Source organism: Staphylococcus sp. FSL W8-0305, assembly GCF_037966415.1.
Taxonomy (GTDB): domain Bacteria; phylum Bacillota; class Bacilli; order Staphylococcales; family Staphylococcaceae; genus Staphylococcus; species Staphylococcus aureus.
Map to the genome: position 1 here is coordinate 238,381 of NZ_CP150198.1, position 24,811 is coordinate 263,191.

Annotated in this window: 23 protein-coding genes; 20 read left to right on the forward strand and 3 right to left on the reverse strand. The window is 32.1% G+C overall.

Annotated elements, in window-relative coordinates; all coding sequences use genetic code 11:
• Positions 1 to 185 precede the first annotated feature (185 nt).
• The 8 genes from NST10_RS01380 to NST10_RS01415 all read left to right on the forward strand — a co-directional run bounded on the left by NST10_RS01380 (position 186) and on the right by NST10_RS01415 (position 8,815).
• Entirely contained in the window at positions 186 to 1,847 is a 1,662-nt protein-coding gene (locus NST10_RS01380; RefSeq protein ID WP_000004340.1) for a polysaccharide biosynthesis protein, read from the forward strand.
• Entirely contained in the window at positions 1,844 to 2,539 is a 696-nt protein-coding gene (locus NST10_RS01385) for a pseudouridine synthase (RefSeq protein WP_001217118.1), read from the forward strand. The genes NST10_RS01380 and NST10_RS01385 overlap by 4 nt, the downstream gene beginning before the upstream one ends.
• Before the next feature lie 16 nt (positions 2,540 to 2,555).
• Entirely contained in the window at positions 2,556 to 2,978 is a 423-nt protein-coding gene (locus tag NST10_RS01390) for a YtxH domain-containing protein (RefSeq protein WP_001051856.1), read from the forward strand.
• Between the two features lie 205 nt (positions 2,979 to 3,183).
• Positions 3,184 to 4,593, forward strand: coding sequence for an Mn(2+)-dependent dipeptidase Sapep (gene sapep, locus NST10_RS01395; RefSeq protein ID WP_339210726.1), 1,410 nt, complete (start codon positions 3,184 to 3,186; stop codon positions 4,591 to 4,593).
• Positions 4,594 to 4,596: 3 nt separating this feature from the next.
• A complete protein-coding gene (gene dat / locus NST10_RS01400; protein ID WP_000411087.1) occupies positions 4,597 to 5,445 on the forward strand; it encodes a D-amino-acid transaminase in 849 nt (282 codons plus the stop codon).
• Between the two features lie 550 nt (positions 5,446 to 5,995).
• On the forward strand, positions 5,996 to 6,787 hold the full coding sequence (locus NST10_RS01405) for a phosphotransferase family protein (protein ID WP_000434765.1): 792 nt from the start codon (positions 5,996 to 5,998) through the stop codon (positions 6,785 to 6,787).
• A gap of 14 nt (positions 6,788 to 6,801) precedes the next feature.
• Positions 6,802 to 7,446: a tRNA (guanosine(46)-N7)-methyltransferase TrmB gene (gene trmB / locus NST10_RS01410; RefSeq protein ID WP_001266152.1), complete on the forward strand. Its 645-nt coding sequence runs from the start codon at positions 6,802 to 6,804 to the stop codon at positions 7,444 to 7,446.
• Positions 7,447 to 7,972: 526 nt separating this feature from the next.
• Positions 7,973 to 8,815, forward strand: coding sequence for an MBL fold metallo-hydrolase (locus NST10_RS01415; RefSeq protein WP_339212022.1), 843 nt, complete (start codon positions 7,973 to 7,975; stop codon positions 8,813 to 8,815).
• A gap of 123 nt (positions 8,816 to 8,938) precedes the next feature.
• Here NST10_RS01415 and NST10_RS01420 read toward each other — a convergent pair whose 3' ends face one another.
• A complete protein-coding gene (locus NST10_RS01420; protein WP_000163826.1) occupies positions 8,939 to 9,250 on the reverse strand; it encodes a PepSY domain-containing protein in 312 nt (103 codons plus the stop codon).
• An 86-nt stretch (positions 9,251 to 9,336) separates the two neighbouring features.
• Here NST10_RS01420 and NST10_RS01425 point away from each other — a divergent pair, with 86 nt between their 5' ends.
• From NST10_RS01425 to ccpA, 12 genes are all read left to right on the forward strand, one after another.
• Positions 9,337 to 10,413 (forward strand): M42 family metallopeptidase, encoded by a 1,077-nt coding sequence (locus NST10_RS01425; RefSeq protein ID WP_339210735.1) that lies wholly within the window; start codon positions 9,337 to 9,339, stop codon positions 10,411 to 10,413.
• A 64-nt stretch (positions 10,414 to 10,477) separates the two neighbouring features.
• Entirely contained in the window at positions 10,478 to 10,789 is a 312-nt protein-coding gene (locus tag NST10_RS01430) for a thioredoxin family protein (RefSeq protein ID WP_000811163.1), read from the forward strand.
• Positions 10,790 to 10,888: 99 nt separating this feature from the next.
• Positions 10,889 to 11,746, forward strand: a complete 858-nt coding sequence (locus NST10_RS01435) for a DUF1444 domain-containing protein (RefSeq protein WP_001091387.1) — start codon at positions 10,889 to 10,891, stop codon at positions 11,744 to 11,746.
• A gap of 28 nt (positions 11,747 to 11,774) precedes the next feature.
• Positions 11,775 to 12,413 (forward strand): YtpR family tRNA-binding protein, encoded by a 639-nt coding sequence (gene ytpR / locus NST10_RS01440; protein WP_001048374.1) that lies wholly within the window; start codon positions 11,775 to 11,777, stop codon positions 12,411 to 12,413.
• A gap of 20 nt (positions 12,414 to 12,433) precedes the next feature.
• Positions 12,434 to 16,258 carry a DNA translocase FtsK gene (locus tag NST10_RS01445; RefSeq protein WP_303661257.1) on the forward strand — a complete coding sequence of 1,275 codons (3,825 nt, stop codon included), beginning with the start codon at positions 12,434 to 12,436 and terminating at the stop codon, positions 16,256 to 16,258.
• A 23-nt stretch (positions 16,259 to 16,281) separates the two neighbouring features.
• Complete coding sequence (gene murC / locus NST10_RS01450; protein ID WP_000150173.1) at positions 16,282 to 17,595, forward strand: UDP-N-acetylmuramate--L-alanine ligase; 1,314 nt, start codon at positions 16,282 to 16,284, stop codon at positions 17,593 to 17,595.
• A 73-nt stretch (positions 17,596 to 17,668) separates the two neighbouring features.
• A complete protein-coding gene (locus NST10_RS01455) occupies positions 17,669 to 18,160 on the forward strand; it encodes a DUF948 domain-containing protein (protein ID WP_000383814.1) in 492 nt (163 codons plus the stop codon).
• A 73-nt stretch (positions 18,161 to 18,233) separates the two neighbouring features.
• Positions 18,234 to 19,424, forward strand: coding sequence for a hypothetical protein (locus NST10_RS01460; protein ID WP_000193955.1), 1,191 nt, complete (start codon positions 18,234 to 18,236; stop codon positions 19,422 to 19,424).
• A 155-nt stretch (positions 19,425 to 19,579) separates the two neighbouring features.
• Positions 19,580 to 19,663: a hypothetical protein gene (locus tag NST10_RS01465; protein WP_016186897.1), complete on the forward strand. Its 84-nt coding sequence runs from the start codon at positions 19,580 to 19,582 to the stop codon at positions 19,661 to 19,663.
• A 454-nt stretch (positions 19,664 to 20,117) separates the two neighbouring features.
• Positions 20,118 to 21,209, forward strand: coding sequence for a bifunctional 3-deoxy-7-phosphoheptulonate synthase/chorismate mutase (locus NST10_RS01470; RefSeq protein ID WP_000066379.1), 1,092 nt, complete (start codon positions 20,118 to 20,120; stop codon positions 21,207 to 21,209).
• Between the two features lie 353 nt (positions 21,210 to 21,562).
• Positions 21,563 to 21,676 (forward strand): hypothetical protein, encoded by a 114-nt coding sequence (locus tag NST10_RS01475; RefSeq protein WP_001791226.1) that lies wholly within the window; start codon positions 21,563 to 21,565, stop codon positions 21,674 to 21,676.
• A gap of 72 nt (positions 21,677 to 21,748) precedes the next feature.
• Positions 21,749 to 22,738, forward strand: coding sequence for a catabolite control protein A (gene ccpA, locus NST10_RS01480; RefSeq protein ID WP_000219068.1), 990 nt, complete (start codon positions 21,749 to 21,751; stop codon positions 22,736 to 22,738).
• 97 nt (positions 22,739 to 22,835) lie between these two features.
• Here ccpA and NST10_RS01485 read toward each other — a convergent pair whose 3' ends face one another.
• Both NST10_RS01485 and NST10_RS01490 read right to left on the reverse strand, forming a co-directional pair.
• The gene (locus NST10_RS01485; RefSeq protein ID WP_001183986.1) at positions 22,836 to 24,005 is read right to left on the reverse strand and encodes an acetoin utilization protein AcuC; all 1,170 of its coding nucleotides are present in this window, start codon (positions 24,003 to 24,005) and stop codon (positions 22,836 to 22,838) included.
• A 24-nt stretch (positions 24,006 to 24,029) separates the two neighbouring features.
• Positions 24,030 to 24,662: a hypothetical protein gene (locus NST10_RS01490; RefSeq protein ID WP_001015997.1), complete on the reverse strand. Its 633-nt coding sequence runs from the start codon at positions 24,660 to 24,662 to the stop codon at positions 24,030 to 24,032.
• Positions 24,663 to 24,811: the final 149 nt, after the last annotated feature.

A 24,811-nucleotide genomic window follows, 5' to 3' on the forward strand; every position in this document is an offset into this window, starting at 1 on the left:
TATGAATTTCAAAGCAACTTTGAGTATTCAGTGACAACACGTTATTATTTTTGTTATGATATTTCATTGAATATACGACAATGAAATAAAGTTTTGTGATATATTCATAATAATGAAAATGATTTTACAGAGAAATAGCTTTTTATTTACAAAACATTAATAAACATGAGATAGGGAGATACGTAATGAGTGAAAGTAAAGAAATGGTGCGTGGGACCTTTTTAATTACAATTAGTATTTTGATTACAAAGGTGTTAGGCGTACTTTTTATCATTCCATTCAACTATTTAATTGGTGGACAAGAAAATATGGCGCCGTTCACATACGCTTATGCACCATATAATATTGCAATTGCAGTTGCGACAGCAGGTGTACCATTAGCTGCTTCTAAATATGTAGCGAAGTATAATGCGATTGGTGCATATAAAGTCAGTCAGAAATTTTATAAATCTAGTTTTATTGTCATGAGTATTACCGGTGTTTTAGGTTTCTTAGTACTTTATTTCCTAGCACCATATATTTCTGAATTAACTTTAGCTAGAAATGTTCACGATAAAAATGGTTGGTCAGTTGATGACATTACATGGATTATTAGAATCATTAGTATGGTAGTCATCTTCATTCCTGTATTAGCAACATGGAGAGGTATATTCCAAGGTTATAAATCTATGGGACCTACTGCGGTATCGGAAGTAACTGAGCAAATTGCACGCGTGATTTTCATATTAATCGGAAGTTATTTAGTACTAAATGTCTTTGATGGTTCTATCTTATTAGCCAATGGTATTGCTACTTTTGCAGCAGCAGTTGGTGCGATTATTGGTATATTCACACTCTGGTATTATTGGAGAAAGCGTAAGCATAATATTGATCGTATGGTCGAATCTGATTACACAGATATAGATGTGTCATATGGCAAGATGTATAAAGAAATTATTGCTTATAGTATTCCGTTCGTTATTGTAAGTTTGAATTATCCATTATTTAACTTAGTAGATCAATTTACACATAACGGTGCTTTATCTTTAGTTGGTATACCTTCACAGTTACAAGATATATTCTTTAATATGCTAAATATGTCAACTAATAAAATTGTAATGATTCCGACATCATTAAGTGCTGGCTTTGCAGTAAGTTTAATTCCTTATATTACAAAAACATTTGCAGAAGGTCGCTTACATGAAATGCATCATCAAATTAGAACATCTATTGGTGTATTAATGTTTATAACTGTTCCAGCTAGTATTGGAATTATGGCCTTGGCACAACCGTTATTCACAGTATTCTATGGTTACGATCCAATTGTTTTAGGTCATGACCCTAACCATGATGGTAGTCGTTTGCTATTCTATTATGCGCCTGTAGCAATATTAATTTCACTATTAAGTGTAACGGCGTCAATGTTACAAGGTATCGATAAGCAGAAGTTAACGGTTTATGTTATTTTAGCTTCTGTTGCAATTAAATTAGCATTAAACTACCCATTAATTATGCTATTCCATACGCCGGGGGCTGTTTTAAGCACAAGTATCGCATTATTATTCGCAATTGGTTGTAACTTCTATATTCTTAAAAAATACGCGAAATTTAAATTTAGCTATAGCTGGATTCATTTCGCAAAAATATTCTTATACTCATTTATTATGATGTTAGGTGTAGAAGCAGTATTCTTCATTGCGAACCTATTCTTAGAGCCAACAAAACTTGGATATTTAATTATTATCATTTTAGGTGTAACAGTTGGTATTCTAATTTACGGTACAATCACAATTAAAACGCGTCTTGCGGACGAATTCTTAGGTGAAATTCCTGAAAAATTAAGACGTAGAGTTAGGTTTTTACGATGAGAATAGATAAATTTTTAGCAAATATGGGCGTCGGAACACGTAATGAGGTCAAACAGTTACTTAAAAAAGGCCTTGTAAATGTCAACGAACAAGTAATTAAATCACCAAAAACACATATAGAACCAGAAAACGATAAGATATCAGTTCGTGGAGAATTAATAGAATACGTTGAAAATGTCTATATTATGTTAAATAAGCCAAAAGGTTATATATCGGCAACTGAAGATCATCATTCAAAAACCGTTATTGATTTAATACCTGAATACCAACATTTAAATATTTTTCCGGTTGGTCGTCTTGATAAAGATACAGAAGGGCTTTTATTGATAACGAATGATGGTGATTTTAATCATGAATTAATGAGTCCAAACAAACATGTTTCTAAAAAATATGAAGTTATTTCAGCAAATCCTATCACTGAAGAAGACATTCAAGCTTTTAAAGAGGGTATAACACTGTCTGATGGCAAGGTTAAGCCTGCAATATTAACTTATATTGATAATCAAACGTCACACGTAACAATTTATGAAGGAAAATATCATCAAGTTAAACGAATGTTTCATAGCATTCAAAATGAGGTATTACATTTAAGACGTATCAAAATTGCTGATTTAGAATTGGATAGCAATTTAGATTCAGGAGAATATCGTTTATTAACTGAAAATGATTTTGACAAATTAAATTATAAATAAAAGGGAGACGATTGATATGGCAAAAGGTAATTTATTTAAAGCGATTTTAGGTATAGGTGGCGCTGTAGCAGCTGTACTTGTTACACGTAAAGATAGTCGTGACAAGCTGAAAGCAGAATATAATAAATACAAACAAGATCCTCAAAGCTATAAAGATAATGCTAAGGATAAAGCGACGCAATTAGGAACAATTGCAAATGAAACAATTAAAGAAGTAAAAACAAATCCGAAAGAATATGCTAATAGATTAAAAAATAATCCAAAAGCATTTTTCGAAGAAGAAAAATCAAAATTTACCGAATATGACAATAAGACTGACGAAAGTATTGAAAAAGGTAAATTTGATGATGAAGGTGGCGCAGCACCAAATAATAATTTACGTATCGTCACTGAAGAAGATTTAAAAAAGAATAAAAATGCATTGTCTGATAAAGAATAAGGCATACAATTAATAAGTTGGTATTGAACTGGCATATTAAATTAAATTAATACAGAAAAGGAACAAAGCAGTTATCATTAATTTTATGTTAAATCGATAGCGTTGTTTTGTTCCTTTTTATTATTTTCTGACATCTTATTGTAGTTTTTATATCATTTCATGTAAAATAGGATTTAACTTATAGAAAAAAGGAAGTCGATTTCGAATGTGGAAAGAAAAAGTTCAACAATACGAAGATCAAATCATTAATGACTTAAAAGGATTATTAGCAATTGAAAGTGTGAGAGATGATGCAAAAGCATCAGAAGACGCACCAGTTGGTCCAGGTCCTCGTAAGGCATTAGACTACATGTATGAAATTGCACATAGAGATGGATTTACAACACATGATGTGGATCATATTGCAGGAAGAATTGAGGCAGGTAAAGGAAATGACGTATTAGGTATCTTATGTCATGTTGACGTTGTTCCTGCTGGTGATGGATGGGATAGTAATCCGTTTGAGCCGGTTGTAACAGAAGATGCTATCATAGCTAGAGGTACACTTGATGACAAAGGTCCAACAATTGCTGCTTATTATGCAATTAAGATATTAGAAGATATGAATGTGGATTGGAAGAAACGTATTCATATGATTATTGGTACGGATGAAGAATCTGATTGGAAATGTACGGATCGCTATTTTAAAACAGAAGAAATGCCAACATTAGGTTTTGCACCAGATGCAGAATTTCCGTGTATTCATGGTGAAAAAGGCATTACAACATTTGACTTAGTTCAAAATAAGCTTGCTGAAGATCAAGATGAACCTGATTATGAATTAATAACTTTTAAATCTGGTGAACGTTACAACATGGTACCTGATCATGCAGAAGCAAGAGTGCTTGTTAAAGAAAATATGACAGATGTTATTCAAGACTTTGAGTATTTTTTAGAACAAAATCATTTACAAGGTGATAGTACTGTTGATAGTGGCATTCTAGTTTTAACAGTTGAAGGTAAAGCGGTTCATGGTATGGACCCATCTATCGGTGTGAATGCGGGTCTTTACTTACTAAAATTCTTAGCATCATTAAATCTTGATAATAATGCAAAAGCGTTTGTAGCATTTAGTAATCACTACTTATTTAATTCAGATTTTGGTGAAAAGATGGGAATGAAATTCCATACAGATGTCATGGGTGATGTGACAACTAACATTGGTGTTATTACATATGATAATGAAAATGCGGGTCTTTTCGGTATCAACTTGCGCTACCCAGAAGGATTTGAATTTGAAAAAGCTATGGATCGTTTTGCAAATGAGATTCAACAATATGGCTTTGAAGTGAAATTAGGTAAAGTCCAACCACCACATTATGTTGATAAAAATGATCCTTTTGTACAAAAGTTAGTTACTGCATATAGAAATCAAACAAATGATATGACTGAACCTTATACTATAGGTGGCGGTACTTATGCGAGAAACTTAGACAAGGGTGTAGCATTTGGCGCAATGTTTAGTGATTCTGAAGATTTAATGCATCAGAAAAATGAATATATCACTAAAAAACAGTTATTTAACGCAACTAGTATTTACTTAGAAGCAATTTATTCATTATGCGTGGAGGAATAATATATGGAAAAAATTTTTTTAAATGGTGAGTTTGTAAGTCCAAGTGAAGCAAAGGTTTCATACAACGACAGAGGATACGTATTTGGCGATGGTATTTATGAATACATTCGAGTATACAATGGTAAGTTATTTACAGTAACAGAACATTATGAAAGATTTTTACGTAGTGCCAATGAGATTGGTTTAGATTTAAATTATTCTGTAGAAGAATTAATTGAACTATCTCGTAAATTAGTTGATATGAATCAAATTGAAACTGGGGCAATTTATATTCAAGCAACGCGAGGTGTAGCTGAAAGAAATCATAGCTTCCCGACACCTGAAGTAGAACCAGCAATTGTTGCTTATACTAAGAGTTATGATCGTCCTTATGATCATTTAGAAAATGGTGTGAATGGTGTTACCGTTGAAGATATCCGATGGTTACGTTGCGACATTAAAAGCTTGAACCTATTAGGAAATGTATTAGCAAAAGAATATGCTGTGAAATATAATGCAGTTGAAGCAATCCAACATCGAGGCGAAACTGTCACTGAAGGATCTTCAAGTAATGCTTATGCAATTAAAGACGGTGTGATTTATACACATCCGATTAACAACTATATTCTTAATGGTATTACCCGAATTGTAATTAAAAAAATTGCCGAAGACTATAACATCCCATTTAAAGAAGAAACGTTTACTGTAGATTTCTTGAGAAACGCAGATGAAGTTATTGTTTCAAGTACTTCAGCTGAGGTTACACCTGTTATTAAATTAGATGGTGAACCAGTTAATGATGGTAAAGTTGGCCCAATTACACGTCAATTACAAGAAGGATTTGAAAAGTATATAGAGTCACACAGTATTTAAAATTCTATCATCATATTTTTAGATTAAATTACTTAAATTTATCAACTTTCGTAAGTGAATTATGTTATAATTTAAAACGAAGCTTAAAAGTGTTGTTTAGAAAACACATATTAGTAAAAAGTGCCATTTTGTTTCTCATTTTCAGTTGAAATATAATGATAAAAATTATAAAATTTTCTATGAGTTACAAATATGATGTGCATCATATTTTACTAAGTACGTAAATGTTACAGTTCATAAATTTATGTTAACCATGAAAATGGGATAGCAATTATTTTGAAAACTAGAGTTTATCGCCTACAAAAGTTACAAAAACATGTAGTTTTAGACACGGTAACATTTTATGTCAAGTAAGTGACTATAGAATGTATGGTGTCAATGACAGACATTACGATTTAAATTTAGTCGTGTAATGTAGGCATTGGTTGAGGATTTAAAATAATTATCTGGACATAAAATTTGTACCAGTATGGTGTTATAAATTAGAATATATGGCTCTTGAAAAACCTATTTCTAGAGCCATTTTCTAATTGAAAGTGAGGTGGACGAGTTGGAGCAGTTTTATCAATTAGGGTGGACACTTGATTCTGCAGGTGGTGCATCTGGTGAAGCATATATGGCTGAACAAGATGGACAAAAGTTGTTTTTAAAACGAAATTCAAATCCATTTATTGCGGCATTATCAGCAGAAGGTATTGTGCCCAAATTAGTATGGACGAAACGCATAGAAACAGGCGAGGTTGTTACAGCGCAACATTGGAAAAATGGCCGTGAACTATCTTCAAATGAAATGAAGCAAACAAGAGTTGCACATTTATTAAAGAAGATACACAATTCTAGACCTTTATTGAGTATGTTAAAGCGTATGGAAATGGAACCTATTACTCCTGAGATTATGCTTAATAAAATTAATGCCTCTTTATCAAGAGAAGTTTTAACACATCATATTGTGAGAAAATCATTAACCTATTTAGAAGAGCATATACCGAGTTTAGATTCGCGTTTTTTCACTGTTGTACATGGTGATGTGAATCATAATAATTGGTTATTATCCGATCGAGATGAACTATTTTTAGTCGATTGGGAAGGTGCAATGATTGCAGACCCGGCAATTGATATCGGAATGCTGCTTTACAACTATGTTCCACAACAACAATGGTCTGAATGGCTTGAAACATATGGAGTTCAAGAGAGCTTGAATTTAAATAAACGTATGAAATGGTATACGGTAATTCAATCTATAGGTCTTGTTCAATGGTATGAAGAGCAAAAAAGATATAAGGATATGAACACTTGGCTTAAATTCCTAAATGAAGTTATGAATAGTAACATGTTTATTTAAGAGGAGAATAAAATATGAGAGTTCGATACAAACCATGGGCTGAAGATTATTTAAAAGATCATCCTGAATTGGTTGACATGGACGGTCAACATGCAGGGGAAATGACTGAATGGTTTGATAAAACGCAACCGATACACATTGAAATTGGTTCGGGTATGGGGCAGTTTATTACAACATTAGCTGCTCAAAATCCTCATATTAACTATATTTCAATGGAACGTGAGAAAAGTATCGTTTATAAAGTATTGGATAAAGTTAAAGAGATGGGTTTAACAAATTTAAAGATTATTTGTAATGATGCCATTGAATTAAATGAATATTTTAAAAACGGCGAAGTTTCGCGTATTTATTTGAACTTTTCAGATCCATGGCCAAAAAATCGTCATGCAAAACGACGTTTAACGTATCATACGTTTTTAGCGTTGTATCAACAAATCTTAAATGATGAAGGAGATTTACACTTTAAAACTGATAACAGAGGACTATTTGCCTACAGTTTAGAAAGTATGTCTCAATTTGGAATGTATTTTACAAAAATAAATCTAAATTTACATCAAGAAGACGATGGCAGTAATATTTTAACAGAATATGAAAAGAAATTTTCGGATAAAGGGTCACGTATTTATCGTATGGAAGCGAAATTCCATTCACAAAAATAGAGCACTTATGAGGGTATGTACACATACAATCATAAGTGTTTTTTCGTACTATAATGGTTCTTTAGATAAAGCATATTGGTTCTGTAATAAACCCGACAGATGGAATTTTTTCACTTTTCATATGTCCGCTTTTTTGATTTTGAATATAAAAAGGTTCTTCACCTTTTATGGTGGAAAGGTGGAACTTTTTGTTTTTTAATACAAAAAAGCGCTATTGCCTCTATAATTTAAAGTGACCAAACCCAAACTAAAGGAGACAATGCGCCTATGAACAATGTTATACTAAATACCTTTGATTTGAAAGAATAAAGCTTGCATTTTACTTGGAAATTTTAATTATTAATTTAAAATTACAGTCCGATGGTTATGATGCATTTACATATAATATGATTGCATTAATTTTTATAAGTAGTTGGAAGTGTATTAGTGTGGGGCGTTTCATTTTTGTTCGCATTTATGAATAGTGATATGATGTAATAAACACATGCTAATTGTAATAACGAATATAGAAAGAATAGGTGATGTTATGAAAATCGGGGATATATCTATTCATTATCTAAATGGTGGCAATACAAAAATGGATGGCGGTGCAATGTTTGGTGTTGTTCCGAAGCCGTTGTGGTCAAAGCAATACAATGCAAATGAACGAAATCAAATCAATTTACCGACACATCCAATTTTGATTCAAACGGCTCAATATAATTTGATTATAGATGCGGGTATTGGTAATGGTAAATTATCTGAAAAGCAATTACGTAATTTTGGTGTAGATGAAGAAAGTCATATAACTGCTGATTTGGCAAATTATAATTTAACGCCAAAGGATATTGATTATGTACTAATGACACATATGCATTTTGATCATGCTGCCGGTTTGACTGATCAAGCGGGACATGCAATTTTTGAAAATGCGATTCATGTTGTGCAACAAGATGAGTGGCATGAGTTTATTGCACCTAATATAAGAAGTAAATCAACTTACTGGGATAAGAATAAATGCGATTATAGTAACAAGTTGATTTTATTCGAAAAACATTTTGAACCGGTTCCGGGTATCAAGATGCAACATAGTGGAGGTCATAGCTTTGGCCACACAATCATTACGATTGAAAGTCAAGGAGATAAAGCAGTTCATATGGGTGATATATTCCCGACTACTGCACATAAAAATCCTCTATGGGTAACAGCATATGATGATTATCCTATGCAATCAATTCGTGAAAAGGAACGCATGATACCATATTTTATCCAGCAACAATATTGGTTCTTGTTTTATCATGATGAAAACTACTTTGCTGTAAAATACAGCGATGATGGCGAAAGTATAGATGCATATATTTTACGTGAAACATTAGTTGATAATAACTAAAAAAAGATGTATTACTAAACAAATTTTCAAGAATAAAAAATTGAGCCACATCCTATCTTACTAATTAGGGTGTGGCTCATTTTTAAGTTTTACGATCCAAATCAAATATGGATAAAATTCGTATTAACGCTCTACAATGTTAATGACTTCACCAGTATATGCATCTGCATAAAAATCATAATGAATATTTTGACCATTTTTAATAGTTGTAATTCCACCTTGATAAACTAAACGGTATTTATCAGTTTCAGGATGAACGAATGGTTCATAAACGATATATGAGCCTTTGACATTCATAAAATATGATTTTACTTCATTAAGTACTTTAACGGGATTATAGCGTTTACGATTAATAAATTGGATGATTGAAATGGTAGAAATAATTACAATGGCTACTGCAATTATTGTTGGAATTATATATTTCAGTTTAGTCATCATTTATGCTCCCTTGATTTCAAATTCATATCATTAGTTTACCATATTGAAGATGATATAATAACTTATAAGGAGTGAGAACTTTTATGAACATAAATAAAAAAGTAACATTACAACGAATTCAAACTTTAACTGAGCTTCATGGGGCACCAGGTTTTGAAGAAGAAGTAAAAAATTATATGACTCAGCAAATGGCGCCGTACGTAGATGAATTTATTGAAAATCGTATGGGTGGTTTTTTTGGTGTTAAAAAATCTAAAAATCCAAATGCAAAACGTGTAATGATTGCAGCACATATGGATGAAATTGGATTCATGATTACAAACATCACTAAAAATGGAATGATTCAATTCACAAATTTAGGTGGTGTTGCAAATGATATTTGGCAAGGACAACGCTTAGTAATTAAAAATAGAAATGGCGATAAAATTATCGGTGTTGTTTCTAATATACCTAAACATTTTCGTACTGGTAGTGAAGGTGCACCGGAAATTAAAGATTTAACATTAGATATAGGTGCTCAAAATGAAGATGAAGTGCGTGAGCGCGGAATAGATATAGGAGATACAATTGTACCTCACACGCCATTCACACAGTTATCTGAACATCGATATAGTGCTAAAGCATGGGATAATCGTTATGGTTGTGTCTTGGCAATTGAAATACTAGAATTATTAAAAGATATAGAATTAGATGTAGACTTGTATGTTGGCGCAAATGTTCAAGAAGAGGTTGGATTACGAGGTGCGAAAGCATCTGCAGAGATGATAGACCCAGACGTTGCATTTGTTGTCGATTGTTCACCTGCCAATGACGTTAAAGGTAATCAACCATTATCCGGTGAACTTGGTAAAGGTACGTTAATTCGCATAAAAGACGGTACAATGATTTTAAAGCCTGCATTTAGAGACTATTTATTAAAGTTAGTAGAAGCACATGACATTGAACATCAATACTATATGTCACCTGGTGGAACAGATGGTGGAGAAATTCATAAAGCTAATATTGGTATTCCAACTGCAGTTATTGGTGTATGTGCACGATATATTCATAGTACAGACTCAGTATTTGATATAAGAGACTATTTTGCTGCTAGATCTATACTTTCAGAAGCCATTTGTAATTTAGATAACAATCAAATAGAAACATTACAATATAAATAATCGGGTAATAACAACTATTATTTCTAAATAGTTATATATAATCATTAATTAAGGAGACATAAAAATGAAACAACTTGAATCAGAACAACAATTTGAATCTTTAAAACAAGGTGCTACAGTATTTGAATTCACTGCAGGCTGGTGTCCAGATTGTAGAGTGATAGAACCAGATTTACCGGAATTAGAAGCGAGATATCCTATGTTTGACTTCGTATCAGTAGACCGTGATAAATTTATGGATATTTGTATTGAAAATGGTATTATGGGGATTCCAAGTTTTCTAGTATATAAAAATGGAGAACTGCTTGGAAGTTATATTGGAAAAGAACGAAAATCAATTGAACAGATAGATGCATTTTTAGCTCAATACGTGTAATTTAGACTAGAGAAAAACGGGGTAATACTCGTTTTTCTCTGTTACTATGTGTTGATTTATTGTAAACTATTATAAGGTGCGAAATTAGGAGTGTTACATATGAATACCTTTCAAATGAGAGATAAATTAAAGGAACGTTTAAGCCATTTAGACGTTGATTTTAAATTTAATCGTGAAGAAGAAACTTTGCGTATTTATCGAACAGATAATAACAAAGGTATCACGATTAAACTTAACGCTATAGTCGCAAAATATGAAGATAAAAAAGAAAAAATTGTAGATGAAATTGTTTATTACGTTGATGAAGCTATTGCACAAATGGCAGATAAAACCCTTGAGAGTATATCATCTAGTCAAATTATGCCTGTCATTAGAGCGACTAGCTTTGATAAAAAAACTAAACAAGGTGTTCCTTTTATCTATGATGAGCATACTGCAGAAACAGCAGTTTATTATGCAGTCGATTTAGGAAAATCATATCGTCTAATTGATGAAAGCATGTTAGAGGATTTGAAGTTAACTGAACAACAAATAAGAGAAATGTCTCTGTTTAATGTTAGAAAATTATCAAATTCATATACGACTGATGAAGTAAAAGGTAATATTTTTTACTTTATTAACTCAAATGACGGGTATGATGCAAGTAGGATTCTAAATACTGCATTTTTAAATGAAATTGAGGCACAATGTCAAGGTGAAATGCTCGTAGCAGTGCCACACCAAGATGTGTTAATTATTGCAGATATACGCAATAAAACAGGATATGATGTGATGGCACATTTAACAATGGAATTTTTCACTAAAGGTCTAGTTCCAATTACATCATTATCCTTTGGATATAAACAGGGTCATCTTGAACCGATATTTATTTTAGGTAAAAATAATAAACAAAAAAGAGATCCAAACGTGATTCAGCGTTTAGAAGCAAATCGTCGTAAATTTAATAAAGATAAATAGAAATAATTGGATAAGGAGTTTTGTCATAATGAATTTATTTTACAATCCTAAATATGTAGGAGATGTCGCATTTTTACAAATTGAACCAGTTGAAGGTGAATTAAACTACAATAAAAAAGGTAACGTTGTTGAAATTACTAATGAAGGTAATGTTGTAGGTTATAATATTTTTGAAATTACTAATGAAGGTAATGTTGTAGGTTATAATATTTTTGAAATTTCAAAAGATATAACAATTGAAGAAACAGGTCATATTAAATTAACTGATGAACTTGTAAATGTATTCCAAAAGCGTATTTCAGAAGCTGGTTTTGATTATAAATTAAATGCTGATCTATCACCGAAATTTGTAGTTGGCTACGTTGAAACTAAAGACAAACATCCTGATGCAGATAAATTAAGTGTACTAAATGTAAATGTTGGAAATGACACATTACAAATTGTATGTGGCGCGCCTAACGTTGAAGCTGGACAGAAAGTTGTTGTTGCTAAAGTAGGTGCAGTGATGCCTAGCGGTATGGTAATTAAAGATGCTGAATTACGTGGTGTTGCCTCAAGCGGTATGATTTGTTCAATGAAAGAATTGAATTTACCTAATGCACCTGAAGAAAAAGGTATTATGGTATTAAATGACAGCTATGAAATTGGACAAGCATTTTTTGAATAATTAAGGAAGGTAGTGAAAATATGAGCTGGTTTGATAAATTATTCGGCGAAGATAATGATTCAAATGATGACTTGATTCATAGAAAGAAAAAAAGACGTCAAGAATCACAAAATATAGATAACGATCATGACTCATTACTGCCTCAAAATAATGATATTTATAGTCGTCCGAGGGGAAAATTCCGTTTTCCTATGAGCGTAGCTTATGAAAATGAAAATGTTGAACAATCTGCAGATACTATTTCAGATGAAAAAGAACAATACCATCGAGACTATCGCAAACAAAGCCACGATTCTCGTTCACAAAAACGACATCGCCGTAGAAGAAATCAAACAACTGAAGAACAAAATTATAGTGAACAACGTGGGAATTCTAAAATATCACAGCAAAGTATAAAATATAAAGATCATTCACATTACCATACGAATAAGCCAGGTACATATGTTTCTGCAATTAATGGTATTGAGAAGGAAACGCACAAGTCAAAAACACACAATATATATTCTAATAATACAAATCATCGTGCTAAAGATTCAACTACAGATTATCACAAAGAAAGTTTCAAGACTTCAGAGGTACCGTCAGCTATTTTTGGCACAATGAAACCTAAAAAGTTAGAAAATGGTCGTATCCCTGTAAGTAAATCTTCAGAAAAAGTTGAGTCAGATAAACAAAAATATGATAAATATGTAGCTAAGACGCAAACGTCTCAAAATAAACATTTAGAACAAGAGAAACAAAAAGATAGTGTTGTCAAGCAAGGAACTGCATCTAAATCATCTGATGAAAATGTATCATCAACAACAAAATCAACACCTAATTATTCAAAAGTTGATAATACTATCAAAATTGAAAACATTTATGCTTCACAAATTGTTGAAGAAATTAGACGTGAACGAGAACGTAAAGTGCTTCAAAAGCGTCGATTTAAAAAAGCGTTGCAACAAAAGCGTGAAGAACATAAAAACGAAGAGCAAGATGCAATACAACGTGCAATTGATGAAATGTATGCTAAACAAGCGGAACGCTATGTTGGTGATAGTTCATTAAATGATGATAGTGACTTAACAGATAATAGTACAGAGGCTAGTCAGCTTCATACAAATGAAATAGAGGATGAAGCTGTATCAAATGATGAAAATAAAAAAGCGTCAATACAAAATGAAGACACTGATGACACTCATGTAGATGAAAGTCCATACAATTATGAGGAAGTTAGTTTGAATCAAGTATCGACAACAAAACAATTGTCAGATGATGAAGTTACGGTTTCGGATGTAACGTCTCAACGTCAATCAGCACTGCAACATAACGTTGAAGTAAATAATCAAGATGAACTAAAAAATCAATCCAGATTAATTGCTGATTCAGAAGAAGATGGAGCAACGAATGAAGAAGAATATTCAGGAAGTCAAATCGATGATGCAGAATTTTATGAATTAAATGATACAGAAGTAGATGAGGATACTACTTCAAATAGCGAAGATAATACCAATAGAGACGCGTCTGAAATGCATGTAGACGCTCCTAAAACGCAAGAGCACGCAGTAACTGAATCTCAAGTTAATAATATCGATAAAACGGTTGATAATGAAATTGAATTAGCGCCACGTCATAAAAAAGATGACCAAACAAACTTAAGTGTCAACTCATTGAAAACGAATGATGTGAATGATGGTCATGTTGTGGAAGATTCAAGCATGAATGAAATAGAAAAGCAAAACGCAGAAATTACAGAAAATGTGCAAAACGAAGCAGCTGAAAGTAAACAAAATGTCGAAGAGAAAACTATTGAAAACGTAAATCCAAAGAAACAGACTGAAAAGGTTTCAACTTTAAGTAAAAGACCATTTAATGTTGTCATGACGCCATCTGATAAAAAGCGTATGATGGATCGTAAAAAGCATTCAAAAGTCAATGTGCCTGAATTAAAGCCTGTACAAAGTAAACAAGCTGCGAGTGAAAGCAAGACTGCGACTCAAAACACACCATCATCAAGTACTGATTCACAAGAGTCAAACACGAATGCATATAAAACAAATAATATGACATCAAACAATGTTGAGAACAATCAACTTATTGGTCGTGCAGCAACAGAAAATGATTATCAAAATGCACAACAATATTCAGAGCAGAAACCTTCTGCTGATTCAACTCAAACGGAAATATTTGAAGAAAGCCAAGATGATAATCAATTGGAAAATGAGCAAGTTGATCAATCAACTTCGTCTTCAGTTTCAGAAGTAAGCGACATAACTGAAGAAAGCGAAGAAACAACACATCAAAACAATACTAGTGGACAACAAGATAATGATGATCAACAAAAAGATTTACAGCTTTCATTTTCAAATCAAAATGAAGATACAGCTAATGAAAATAGACCTCGGACGAATCAACCAGATGTTGCAACAAATCAAGCTGTACAAACTTCTAAGCCGATGATTCGTAAAGGCCCAAATATTAAATTGCCAAGTGTTTCATTACTAGAAGAACCACAAGTTATTGAGCCGGACGAGGACTGGATTACAGATAAAAAGAAAGAACTTAATGACGCATTATTTTACTTTAATGTACCTGCAGAAGTACAAGATGTAACTGAAGGTCCAAGTGTTACAAGATTTGAATTATCAGTTGAAAAAGGTGTTAAAGTTTCAAGAATTACGGCATTACAAGATGACATTAAAATGGCATTGGCAGCGAAAGATATTCGTATAGAAGCGCCAATTCCAGGAACTAGTCGTGTTGGTATTGAAGTTCCGAACCAAAATCCAACGACGGTCAACTTACGTTCTATTATTGAATCTCCAAGTTTTAAAAATGCTGAATCTAAATTAACAGTTGCGATGGGGTATAGAATTAATAATGAACCATTACTTATGGATATTGCTAAAACGCCACACGCACTAATTGCAGGTGCAACTGGATCAGGGAAATCAGTTTGTATCAATAGTATTTTGATGTCTTTACTATATAAAAATCATCCTGAGGAATTAAGATTATTACTTATTGATCCAAAAATGGTTGAATTAGCTCCTTATAATGGTTTGCCACATTTAGTTGCACCGGTAATTACAGATGTCAAAGCAGCTACACAGAGTTTAAAATGGGCCGTAGAAGAAATGGAAAGACGTTATAAGTTATTTGCACATTACCATGTACGTAATATAACAGCATTTAACAAAAAAGCACCATATGATGAAAGAATGCCAAAAATTGTCATAGTAATTGATGAGTTGGCTGATTTAATGATGATGGCTCCGCAAGAAGTTGAGCAGTCTATTGCTAGAATTGCTCAAAAAGCGAGAGCATGTGGTATTCATATGTTGGTAGCTACGCAAAGACCATCTGTCAATGTAATTACAGGTTTAATTAAAGCCAACATACCAACAAGAATTGCATTTATGGTATCATCAAGTGTAGATTCAAGAACGATATTAGACAGTGGTGGAGCAGAACGCTTGTTAGGATATGGCGATATGTTATATCTTGGTAGCGGTATGAATAAACCGATTAGAGTTCAAGGTACATTTGTTTCTGATGACGAAATTGATGATGTTGTTGATTTTATCAAACAACAAAGAGAACCGGACTACCTATTTGAAGAAAAAGAATTGTTGAAAAAAACACAAACACAATCACAAGATGAATTATTTGATGATGTTTGTGCATTTATGGTTAATGAAGGACATATTTCAACATCATTAATCCAAAGACATTTCCAAATTGGCTATAATAGAGCAGCAAGAATTATCGATCAATTAGAGCAACTCGGTTATGTTTCGAGTGCTAATGGTTCAAAACCAAGGGATGTTTATGTTACGGAAGCAGATTTAAATAAAGAATAATTATGAGTAAGGAGTTTTATATAATGACACACTATCATTTTGTCGGAATTAAAGGTTCTGGCATGAGTTCATTAGCACAAATCATGCATGATTTAGGACATGAAGTTCAAGGATCGGATATTGAGAACTACGTATTTACAGAAGTTGCTCTTAGAAATAAGGGGATAAAAATATTACCATTTGATGCTAATAACATAAAAGAAGATATGGTAGTTATACAAGGTAATGCATTCGCGAGTAGCCATGAAGAAATAGTACGTGCACATCAATTGAAATTAGATGTTGTAAGTTATAATGATTTTTTAGGACAGATTATTGATCAATATACTTCAGTAGCTGTAACTGGTGCACATGGTAAAACTTCTACAACAGGTTTATTATCACATGTTATGAATGGTGATAAAAAGACTTCATTTTTAATTGGTGATGGCACAGGTATGGGATTGCCTGAAAGTGATTATTTCGCTTTTGAGGCATGTGAATATAGACGTCACTTTTTAAGTTATAAACCTGATTACGCAATTATGACAAATATTGATTTCGATCATCCTGATTATTTTAAAGATATTAATGATGTTTTTGATGCATTCCAAGAAATGGCACATAATGTTAAAAAAGGTATTATTGCTTGGGGTGATGATGAACATCTACGTAAAATTGAAGCAGATGTTCCAATTTATTACTATGGATTTAAAGAGTCGGATGACATTTATGCTCAAAATATTCAAATTACGGATAAAGGTACTGCTTTTGATGTGTATGTGGATGGTGAGTTTTATGATCACTTCCTATCTCCACAATATGGTGACCATACAGTTTTAAATGCATTAGCTGTAATTGCGATTAGTTATTTAGAGAAGCTAGATGTTACAAATATTAAAGAAGCATTAGAAACGTTTGGTGGTGTTAAACGTCGTTTCAATGAAACTACAATTGCAAATCAAGTTATTGTAGATGATTATGCACACCATCCAAGAGAGATTAGTGCTACAATTGAAACAGCACGAAAGAAATATCCACATAAAGAAGTTGTTGCAGTATTTCAACCACACACTTTCTCTAGAACACAAGCATTTTTAAATGAATTTGCAGAAAGTTTAAGTAAAGCAGATCGTGTATTCTTATGTGAAATTTTTGGATCAATTAGAGAAAATACTGGCGCATTAACGATACAAGATTTAATTGATAAAATTGAAGGTGCATCGTTAATTAATGAAGATTCTATTAATGTATTAGAACAATTTGATAATGCTGTTATTTTATTTATGGGTGCAGGTGATATTCAAAAATTACAAAATGCATATTTAGATAAATTAGGCATGAAAAATGCGTTTTAATATGTTTATAATAGAGTAGTATGGGTATTTATTATTAATGACATTATTACATGTTAATTAGGAGGCGTTTTTAATGGATTGGATTTTACCAATTGCTGGAATTATCGCTGCGATTGCATTCTTAATTTTATGTATCGGTATCGTAGCTGTATTAAATTCTGTTAAGAAAAACTTAGATTATGTTGCAAAAACACTTGACGGTGTAGAAGGTCAAGTTCAAGGTATTACTCGTGAAACAACAGATTTACTTCATAAAGTAAACCGTTTAACTGAGGATATCCAAGGTAAAGTAGATCGTTTAAACTCAGTAGTAGATGCTGTTAAAGGTATCGGTGACTCAGTACAAACGTTAAACAGCTCTGTAGATCGTGTAACAAATTCAATTACACATAATATTTCTCAAAATGAAGATAAAATCTCACAAGTTGTTCAATGGTCAAATGTTGCAATGGAAATTGCAGACAAATGGCAAAATAGACACTACCGTCGTGGAAGTGCAAATTACAAAGCTAATAATGTAGCAACTGATGCAAATCATAGCTATACTTCTCGAGTAGATAAATAATTAATAATTAAACAAATGCACTTAAATGAGGTTGTTACTTATTTAAGTGCATTTGTTATAGGAGGATATACAAATGACGCAACAACAAAATAATAAAAGAACATTAAAAAATAAACACACTTATCAAAATGAACCATTACCAAACCGTAAAGATTTTGTTGTTAGTTTTATAACTGGCGCGCTTGTTGGTTCAGCTTTAGGCTTATATTTTAAAAATAAAGTTTATCAAAAAGCAGATGATTTAAAAGTCAAAGAACAAGAACTGTCGCAAAAGTTTGAAGAAAGAAAAACGCAACTTGAAGAAACGGTTGCCTTTACAAAAGAACGTGTTGAAGGATTTTTAAACAAATCTAAAAATGAACAAGCGGCATTGAAGGCACAACAAGCAGCAATAAAAGAAGAAGCAAGTGCAAATAATTTAAGCGATACATCACAAGAGGCACAAGAGATTCAAGAAGCTAAAAGAGAAGCACAAACAGAAACGGATAAAAGTGCGGCTGTATCAAATGAAGAGTCAAAGGCATCGGCATTGAAGGCACAACAAGCAGCGATAAAAGAAGAAGCAAGTGCAAATAATTTAAGTGATACATCACAAGAAGCACAAGCGATTCAAGAAGCGAAGAAAGAAGCGCAAGCAGAAACAGATAAAAGTGCAGATGTATCAAATGAAGAATCAAAAGCATCGACATTAAACGTATCGAAAGAAGAGTCACAAGCTGAAAGATTAGCAAACGCTGCAAAACAGAAGCAAGCTAAATTAACACCAGGCTCAAAAGAGAGTCAATTAACTGAAGCGTTATTTGCAGAAAAACCAGTTGCTAAAAATGACTTGAAAGAAATTCCTCTATTAGTTACTAAAAAGAATGATGTATCAGAAACAGTTAATACAGATAATAAAGACACTGTTAAACAAAAAGAAGCTAAATTTGAAAATGGTGTTATTACACGTAAAGCTGATGAAAAAACACCTAATAATACAGCTGTTGACAAGAAATCAGGTAAACAATCTAAAAAAACAACACCTTCAAATAAACGAAATGCATCAAAAGCATCGACAAATAAAACTTCAGGTCAGAAAAAGCAACATAATAAGAAAGCATCACAAGGTGCAAAGAAACAAAGTAGTTCAAGTAACTCAACGACAAAGACTAATCAAAAAAATTCAAAAGCAACAAATGCTAAATCATCCAATGCATCAAAAAAATCAAATGCTAAAGTTGAAAAAGCTAAAAGTAAAATAGAGAAACGTACATTTAATGACTAAGCATACTAAAATCGTTTAATAATCAATCATAGCAGTCATCTATGTATTATATTTTTAAAAATTGAATTTCAAAATAAAAGGTAGGCATTCAGGTGCTTACCTTTTTTGATATCATCAGTTTATTTTGAAAGGCAACGCGATCATTTCATGTATTTATGTTGTTTGAAACATCTTTAGATAACAATAGTGATATTGCACATTTTAAGCTGATGATGGAAAAATATTTGATAATCAAATAAATAATGAATCTAAGTAGGTACAATGACGTTCACTAATTCAAATATGGCTGAATATGTTGGTGAGTGATGTTCACTATAGATTTATATTAATATACAAAGGTTGTTAATTTTTATTAAGCGTTAGGTTGAATGTATGAGAATTTTAGATTTATAATAGAAGATAGAAACCAAAATTTTTCTTAAAAGCTGTAATGTTGACTCAAAATAAGCTATAATCATGACACTTATTTAATTGATTAACATGTGCTAATAAATATCAATATAGAATATAACTTTCCAACAATGACTGAGAAAATCGAAATGTCAGTCAAGCATCATATAGTTAGAAAATTAATTATTTTCTGTCAATTTAGGGTTGAACTATACATATGATATTGTTAGAATATTTTTTAACATTATATTTTATTGCTTTAAAGTGGAATATACTTGAAATAATTCGTAGAGGTGAGTAAGGATGAGTAATAAATTAGAATCATACAGAAGTGAGATTGTCTCACTGAATCATCAAATTTTAGACTTATTATCTAAACGTGGTGAACTAGCACAAAAAATTGGGGAAGAAAAATTAAAACAAGGTACACGTATCTATGATCCACAACGCGAAAAAGAAATGCTTAACGACTTAATCGATAGTAACAAAGGACCATTCAACGATAATACTATTAAGCAATTATTTAAAGAAATTTTCAAAGCCTCTACAGATTTACAAAAATCTGAAAATGAAAAACATTTATATGTATCACGTAAGTTGAAACCTGAAGATACGATTGTAACATTTGATAATGGGGGCATTATTGGAGACGGCAATAAATCATTTGTATTTGGGCCATGTTCAGTTGAATCATTTGAACAAGTTGAAGCTGTTGCTAAAAACTTACATGCTAAAGGTGAAAAATTTATTCGTGGCGGTGCATTTAAGCCACGTACATCACCATATGACTTCCAAGGTTTAGGTGTCGAAGGTCTTAAAATACTTAAACAAATTAAAGATAAATATGATTTAAATGTTGTCAGCGAAATCGTAAATCCAAATGATTTTGAAGTGGCTGATGAGTATTTAGACGTATTCCAAATTGGTGCACGTAATATGCAAAACTTCGAGTTATTAAAAGAAGCTGGCCGTACGAAAAAGCCTATTCTATTAAAACGTGGTTTATCTGCTACAATCGAAGAGTTTGTTTATGCAGCTGAATACATTGCTTCACAAGGTAATCAAAACATTATTTTATGTGAACGTGGAATCCGAACTTATGAAAAGGCGACACGTAACACTTTAGATATTTCAGCAGTACCAATTTTAAAACAAGGTACACACTTACCAGTCATGGTAGATGTTACGCATAGTACAGGTCGTAAAGATATCATGTTACCAACTGCGAAAGCAGCATTAGCAGTAGGTGCTGATGGCGTTATGGCTGAGGTGCATCCAGATCCATCTGTTGCACTTAGTGATGCGGGTCAACAAATGGATTTAGATGAATTCCAAGCATTTTATGATGAATTAAAGCCTTTGTCTGATTTATATAACGCTAAAAAGTTAAAATAATATTCCAAGGAAACTATTGACTACTTAACTAATAAGTCATGTTGAAGTAGAATATTATCTTTGAATCGACAATTTTAAACTTGTAGCCATTCTAAGAGTATATTACTTTTAGAGTGGCTATTATTTTTTGTATAGAAATAAAGGTATACTGCACTTAACGATTGTTATAATACTTCGACACTTGTTCAATTTCACAATTATTAAAGATTATGACTGATAGTAGTAATTAAAATTATAACTATGAATTATCTGTAAAATATAATAGATTCACATATTTGTTACTGAAATGTGAACATTTTTCAACAAATGCAATTGATATTTGAAAAGGCTTTCTCAAAATATTACAATTAAAAATGAAAAAAGTTTATATAAAATTAAAATATATCGTTCGTTATCATTTAGCGTTTGTTTTTATTTCAGGCTTTTCGCTAAATTTTTCCAAACAAAAATATGTTACTGTAAATTAAAATATGGTAAACTATGAAAATGAAATGAAAACATGTTATTATAATGAATAAAACGTTTACAAGGAGGAAATTATGACAGTTACTATATATGATGTAGCAAGAGAAGCGCGTGTCTCTATGGCCACAGTGTCGCGTGTTGTTAATGGGAACCAAAATGTTAAAGCAGAAACTAAAAATAAAGTTAACGAAGTCATTAAGCGTTTGAATTATCGTCCAAATGCTGTTGCTAGAGGTTTAGCTAGTAAAAAGACAACAACAGTAGGTGTGATCATTCCAGATATATCTAATATCTATTATTCACAACTTGCTCGTGGACTTGAAGATATTGCAACAATGTATAAATATCACTCAATTATTTCAAATTCAGATAACGATCCTGAAAAAGAAAAAGAAATTTTTAATAACTTATTAAGTAAACAAGTTGATGGTATTATTTTCCTTGGTGGTACAATTACTGAAGAAATGAAAGAATTGATAAATCAATCATCTGTACCTGTAGTAGTATCAGGAACAAATGGTAAGGATGCACATATAGCATCTGTTAATATTGATTTTACTGAAGCTGCGAAAGAAATTACGGGAAAATTAATTGAAAAAGGCGCTAAATCATTTGCTTTAGTAGGTGGAGAACATTCTAAAAAAGCTCAAGAAGATGTATTAGCAGGTTTAACTGAAGTGTTAAATAAAAATAGTCTTCAATTAGGTGATACATTGAATTGTTCTGGTGCTGAAAGTTATAAAGAAGGCGTAAAAGCTTTTGCTAAAATGAAAGGTAACCTTCCAGATGCTATATTATGTATCAGTGACGAAGAAGCTATTGGTATCATGCATAGTGCAATGGATGCTGGTATTAAAGTTCCAGAGGAATTACAAATTATTAGTTTCAATAATACACGCTTAGTTGAGATGGTTAGACCACAACTTTCTAGTGTTATTCAGCCATTATATGATATCGGTGCAGTAGGGATGCGCTTATTAACAAAATATATGAACGATGAAAAGATAGAAGAACCCAATGTAGTTTTACCACACAGAATTGAATACCGAGGAACTACAAAATAAATTCACAAAATTAGGCATTCATCTAACGACTCGACTTATACGGGTGTTGGAAGAATGCCTTTTATTCATCATTTAAAATCGTTGCAGATTAGGTGACTTATTGACGAGTAGATTCGTACCAACTCGCTATATGCAAAGCTAATTTTTTATTTTTCTCACTAATTTCTTTTGTGCGGGGGACATAGGTATAATCATTTAAACGATCTTCCCATCTTTTAGGTAATAATTCAGATGAATAATGTTTCCATTTATTAATCCATTCTAACGGTAAATAACCACTTTGAATTGGTTGATCAATTAAACTTAAGAATACATGACTCCATGCACGTGGTACAACTCTCCAAATATTGTAGCCTCCGCCACCAAACATAATTATCTTTCCATTCGTATAAGTATCAGCTAAATATTTTACAAAATATGGAATTTCATATAATGAATGTAACGTACAATTTAGATGAGTTAGTGGATCACGATAATGTATATCGACACCATTTACGCTTAGAATAATATCAGGTTTAAAACTCTTTACGACTGGCTCAACTGTTAATTTAAAACACTCCAAAAATGATGAATCTTCGGTATACGGTTCAAGTGGGACATTTACAGTGTGTCCATAGCCGATATCTTCACCGCGCTCAGTATAGTGACCAGAGCCTGGGAAAAGAAACTTTCCGGTTTCATGGATAGAATAAGTAGTAACATGGTTATCAGCATAGAAACTCCATTGTGTACCATCCCCATGATGTGCATCGGTATCTATGATTAAAACGCGTTGATTGTATTCTTTAGCTAAGTATTGTGCAGTAATTGCAATATCATTGTATATACAAAAACCACTTGCTCGACCAGGTTGAGCGTGATGCAAACCACCACCTAAGTGACAACCATTTAATGCTTTGCCTGACATAATAAGATCTGCTAAAGTTAAAGCGCCTCCAACAATTGTGGCACTATGGCGGTGCATATGCTTAAATTGACCATTCTCTTCATCATTTAATCCATATTTCATAGCCTCATCTTCACTGATAATGCCATGTGAAGCATGCTTAATAGCTTCGACGTAATCATATTTATGAATTAACATTAATTCGTCATCTGTTGCAATTCTAGGTTGTACTATTTGTTCTGGAGACAATAAATTTGCATTCAAAAGTAGCTCTGTTGTTAATTTTAAACGCATTTGATTGAAGGGATGTTGGTCATGAAATCGATATTGTAATAACTTATCTGAATATACATATGCAGTTTTTGATAAATGTTGTTGCATATAATCCCTCCGATATTCCAAAAATTAAAAGAAAAACCGATTCATATAACGAATATCATCAAACGCTTGTTGCTGTTCTAATGTAATATTTTTGCCAATTCTTGCCATTAAACAATTAGCTGGATTACTTGTTATTTCTGGATCATCTGTAGCGAATATTTCAAGTCCACCAGTTGCCATTAACCGCTGCATTAATTTTTTATAGTCAAATACATCTAACTTTGAATTTTTTAAATCCCAATGCCAGTAATATTCTGTAGTTATAACGATATAATCCTCGAATTCTGGTGTAGAAAGGCTAAGTTGTATTAATTTTTCTGCAAGTTGTAATTGCCTAAAATTGATGCTGACTTCAATTGCCCCCAATTCGATTAAATATGGAAGGTTACCTGTAGACCAGCGCTCAATTTCATCAGGATAGTGGAAAGTGACATAACCCACAATGAGTTTATCTTGGCGAGCAACATAAATTCTACCTTCTGGTAATGTTGTAATTTCTAACAAAGCTTCAAACTGATCTTCAGCATCTCTAAATGCGGTTAAATACGCATCGAAAGTAAGCGCTTTCAAATCTTCGTGTGTTAAAGGACCTTCAATAACAAATTGCTTGTCATGTATGTAATAATCTTCGGATTGATACGTCTTTAAATGATTCATATTTTCAACTCCTCAATCGACGTCGTGATTGTATTAAATTCATTATATAGAAAATTTACAATAATTAATACTAGAAAAAGGATAAAAGTAAAAATTTTGAATAATTAGAAATGTTATGTATAATATTGAGAAAGAAAGCGTTTTCACAT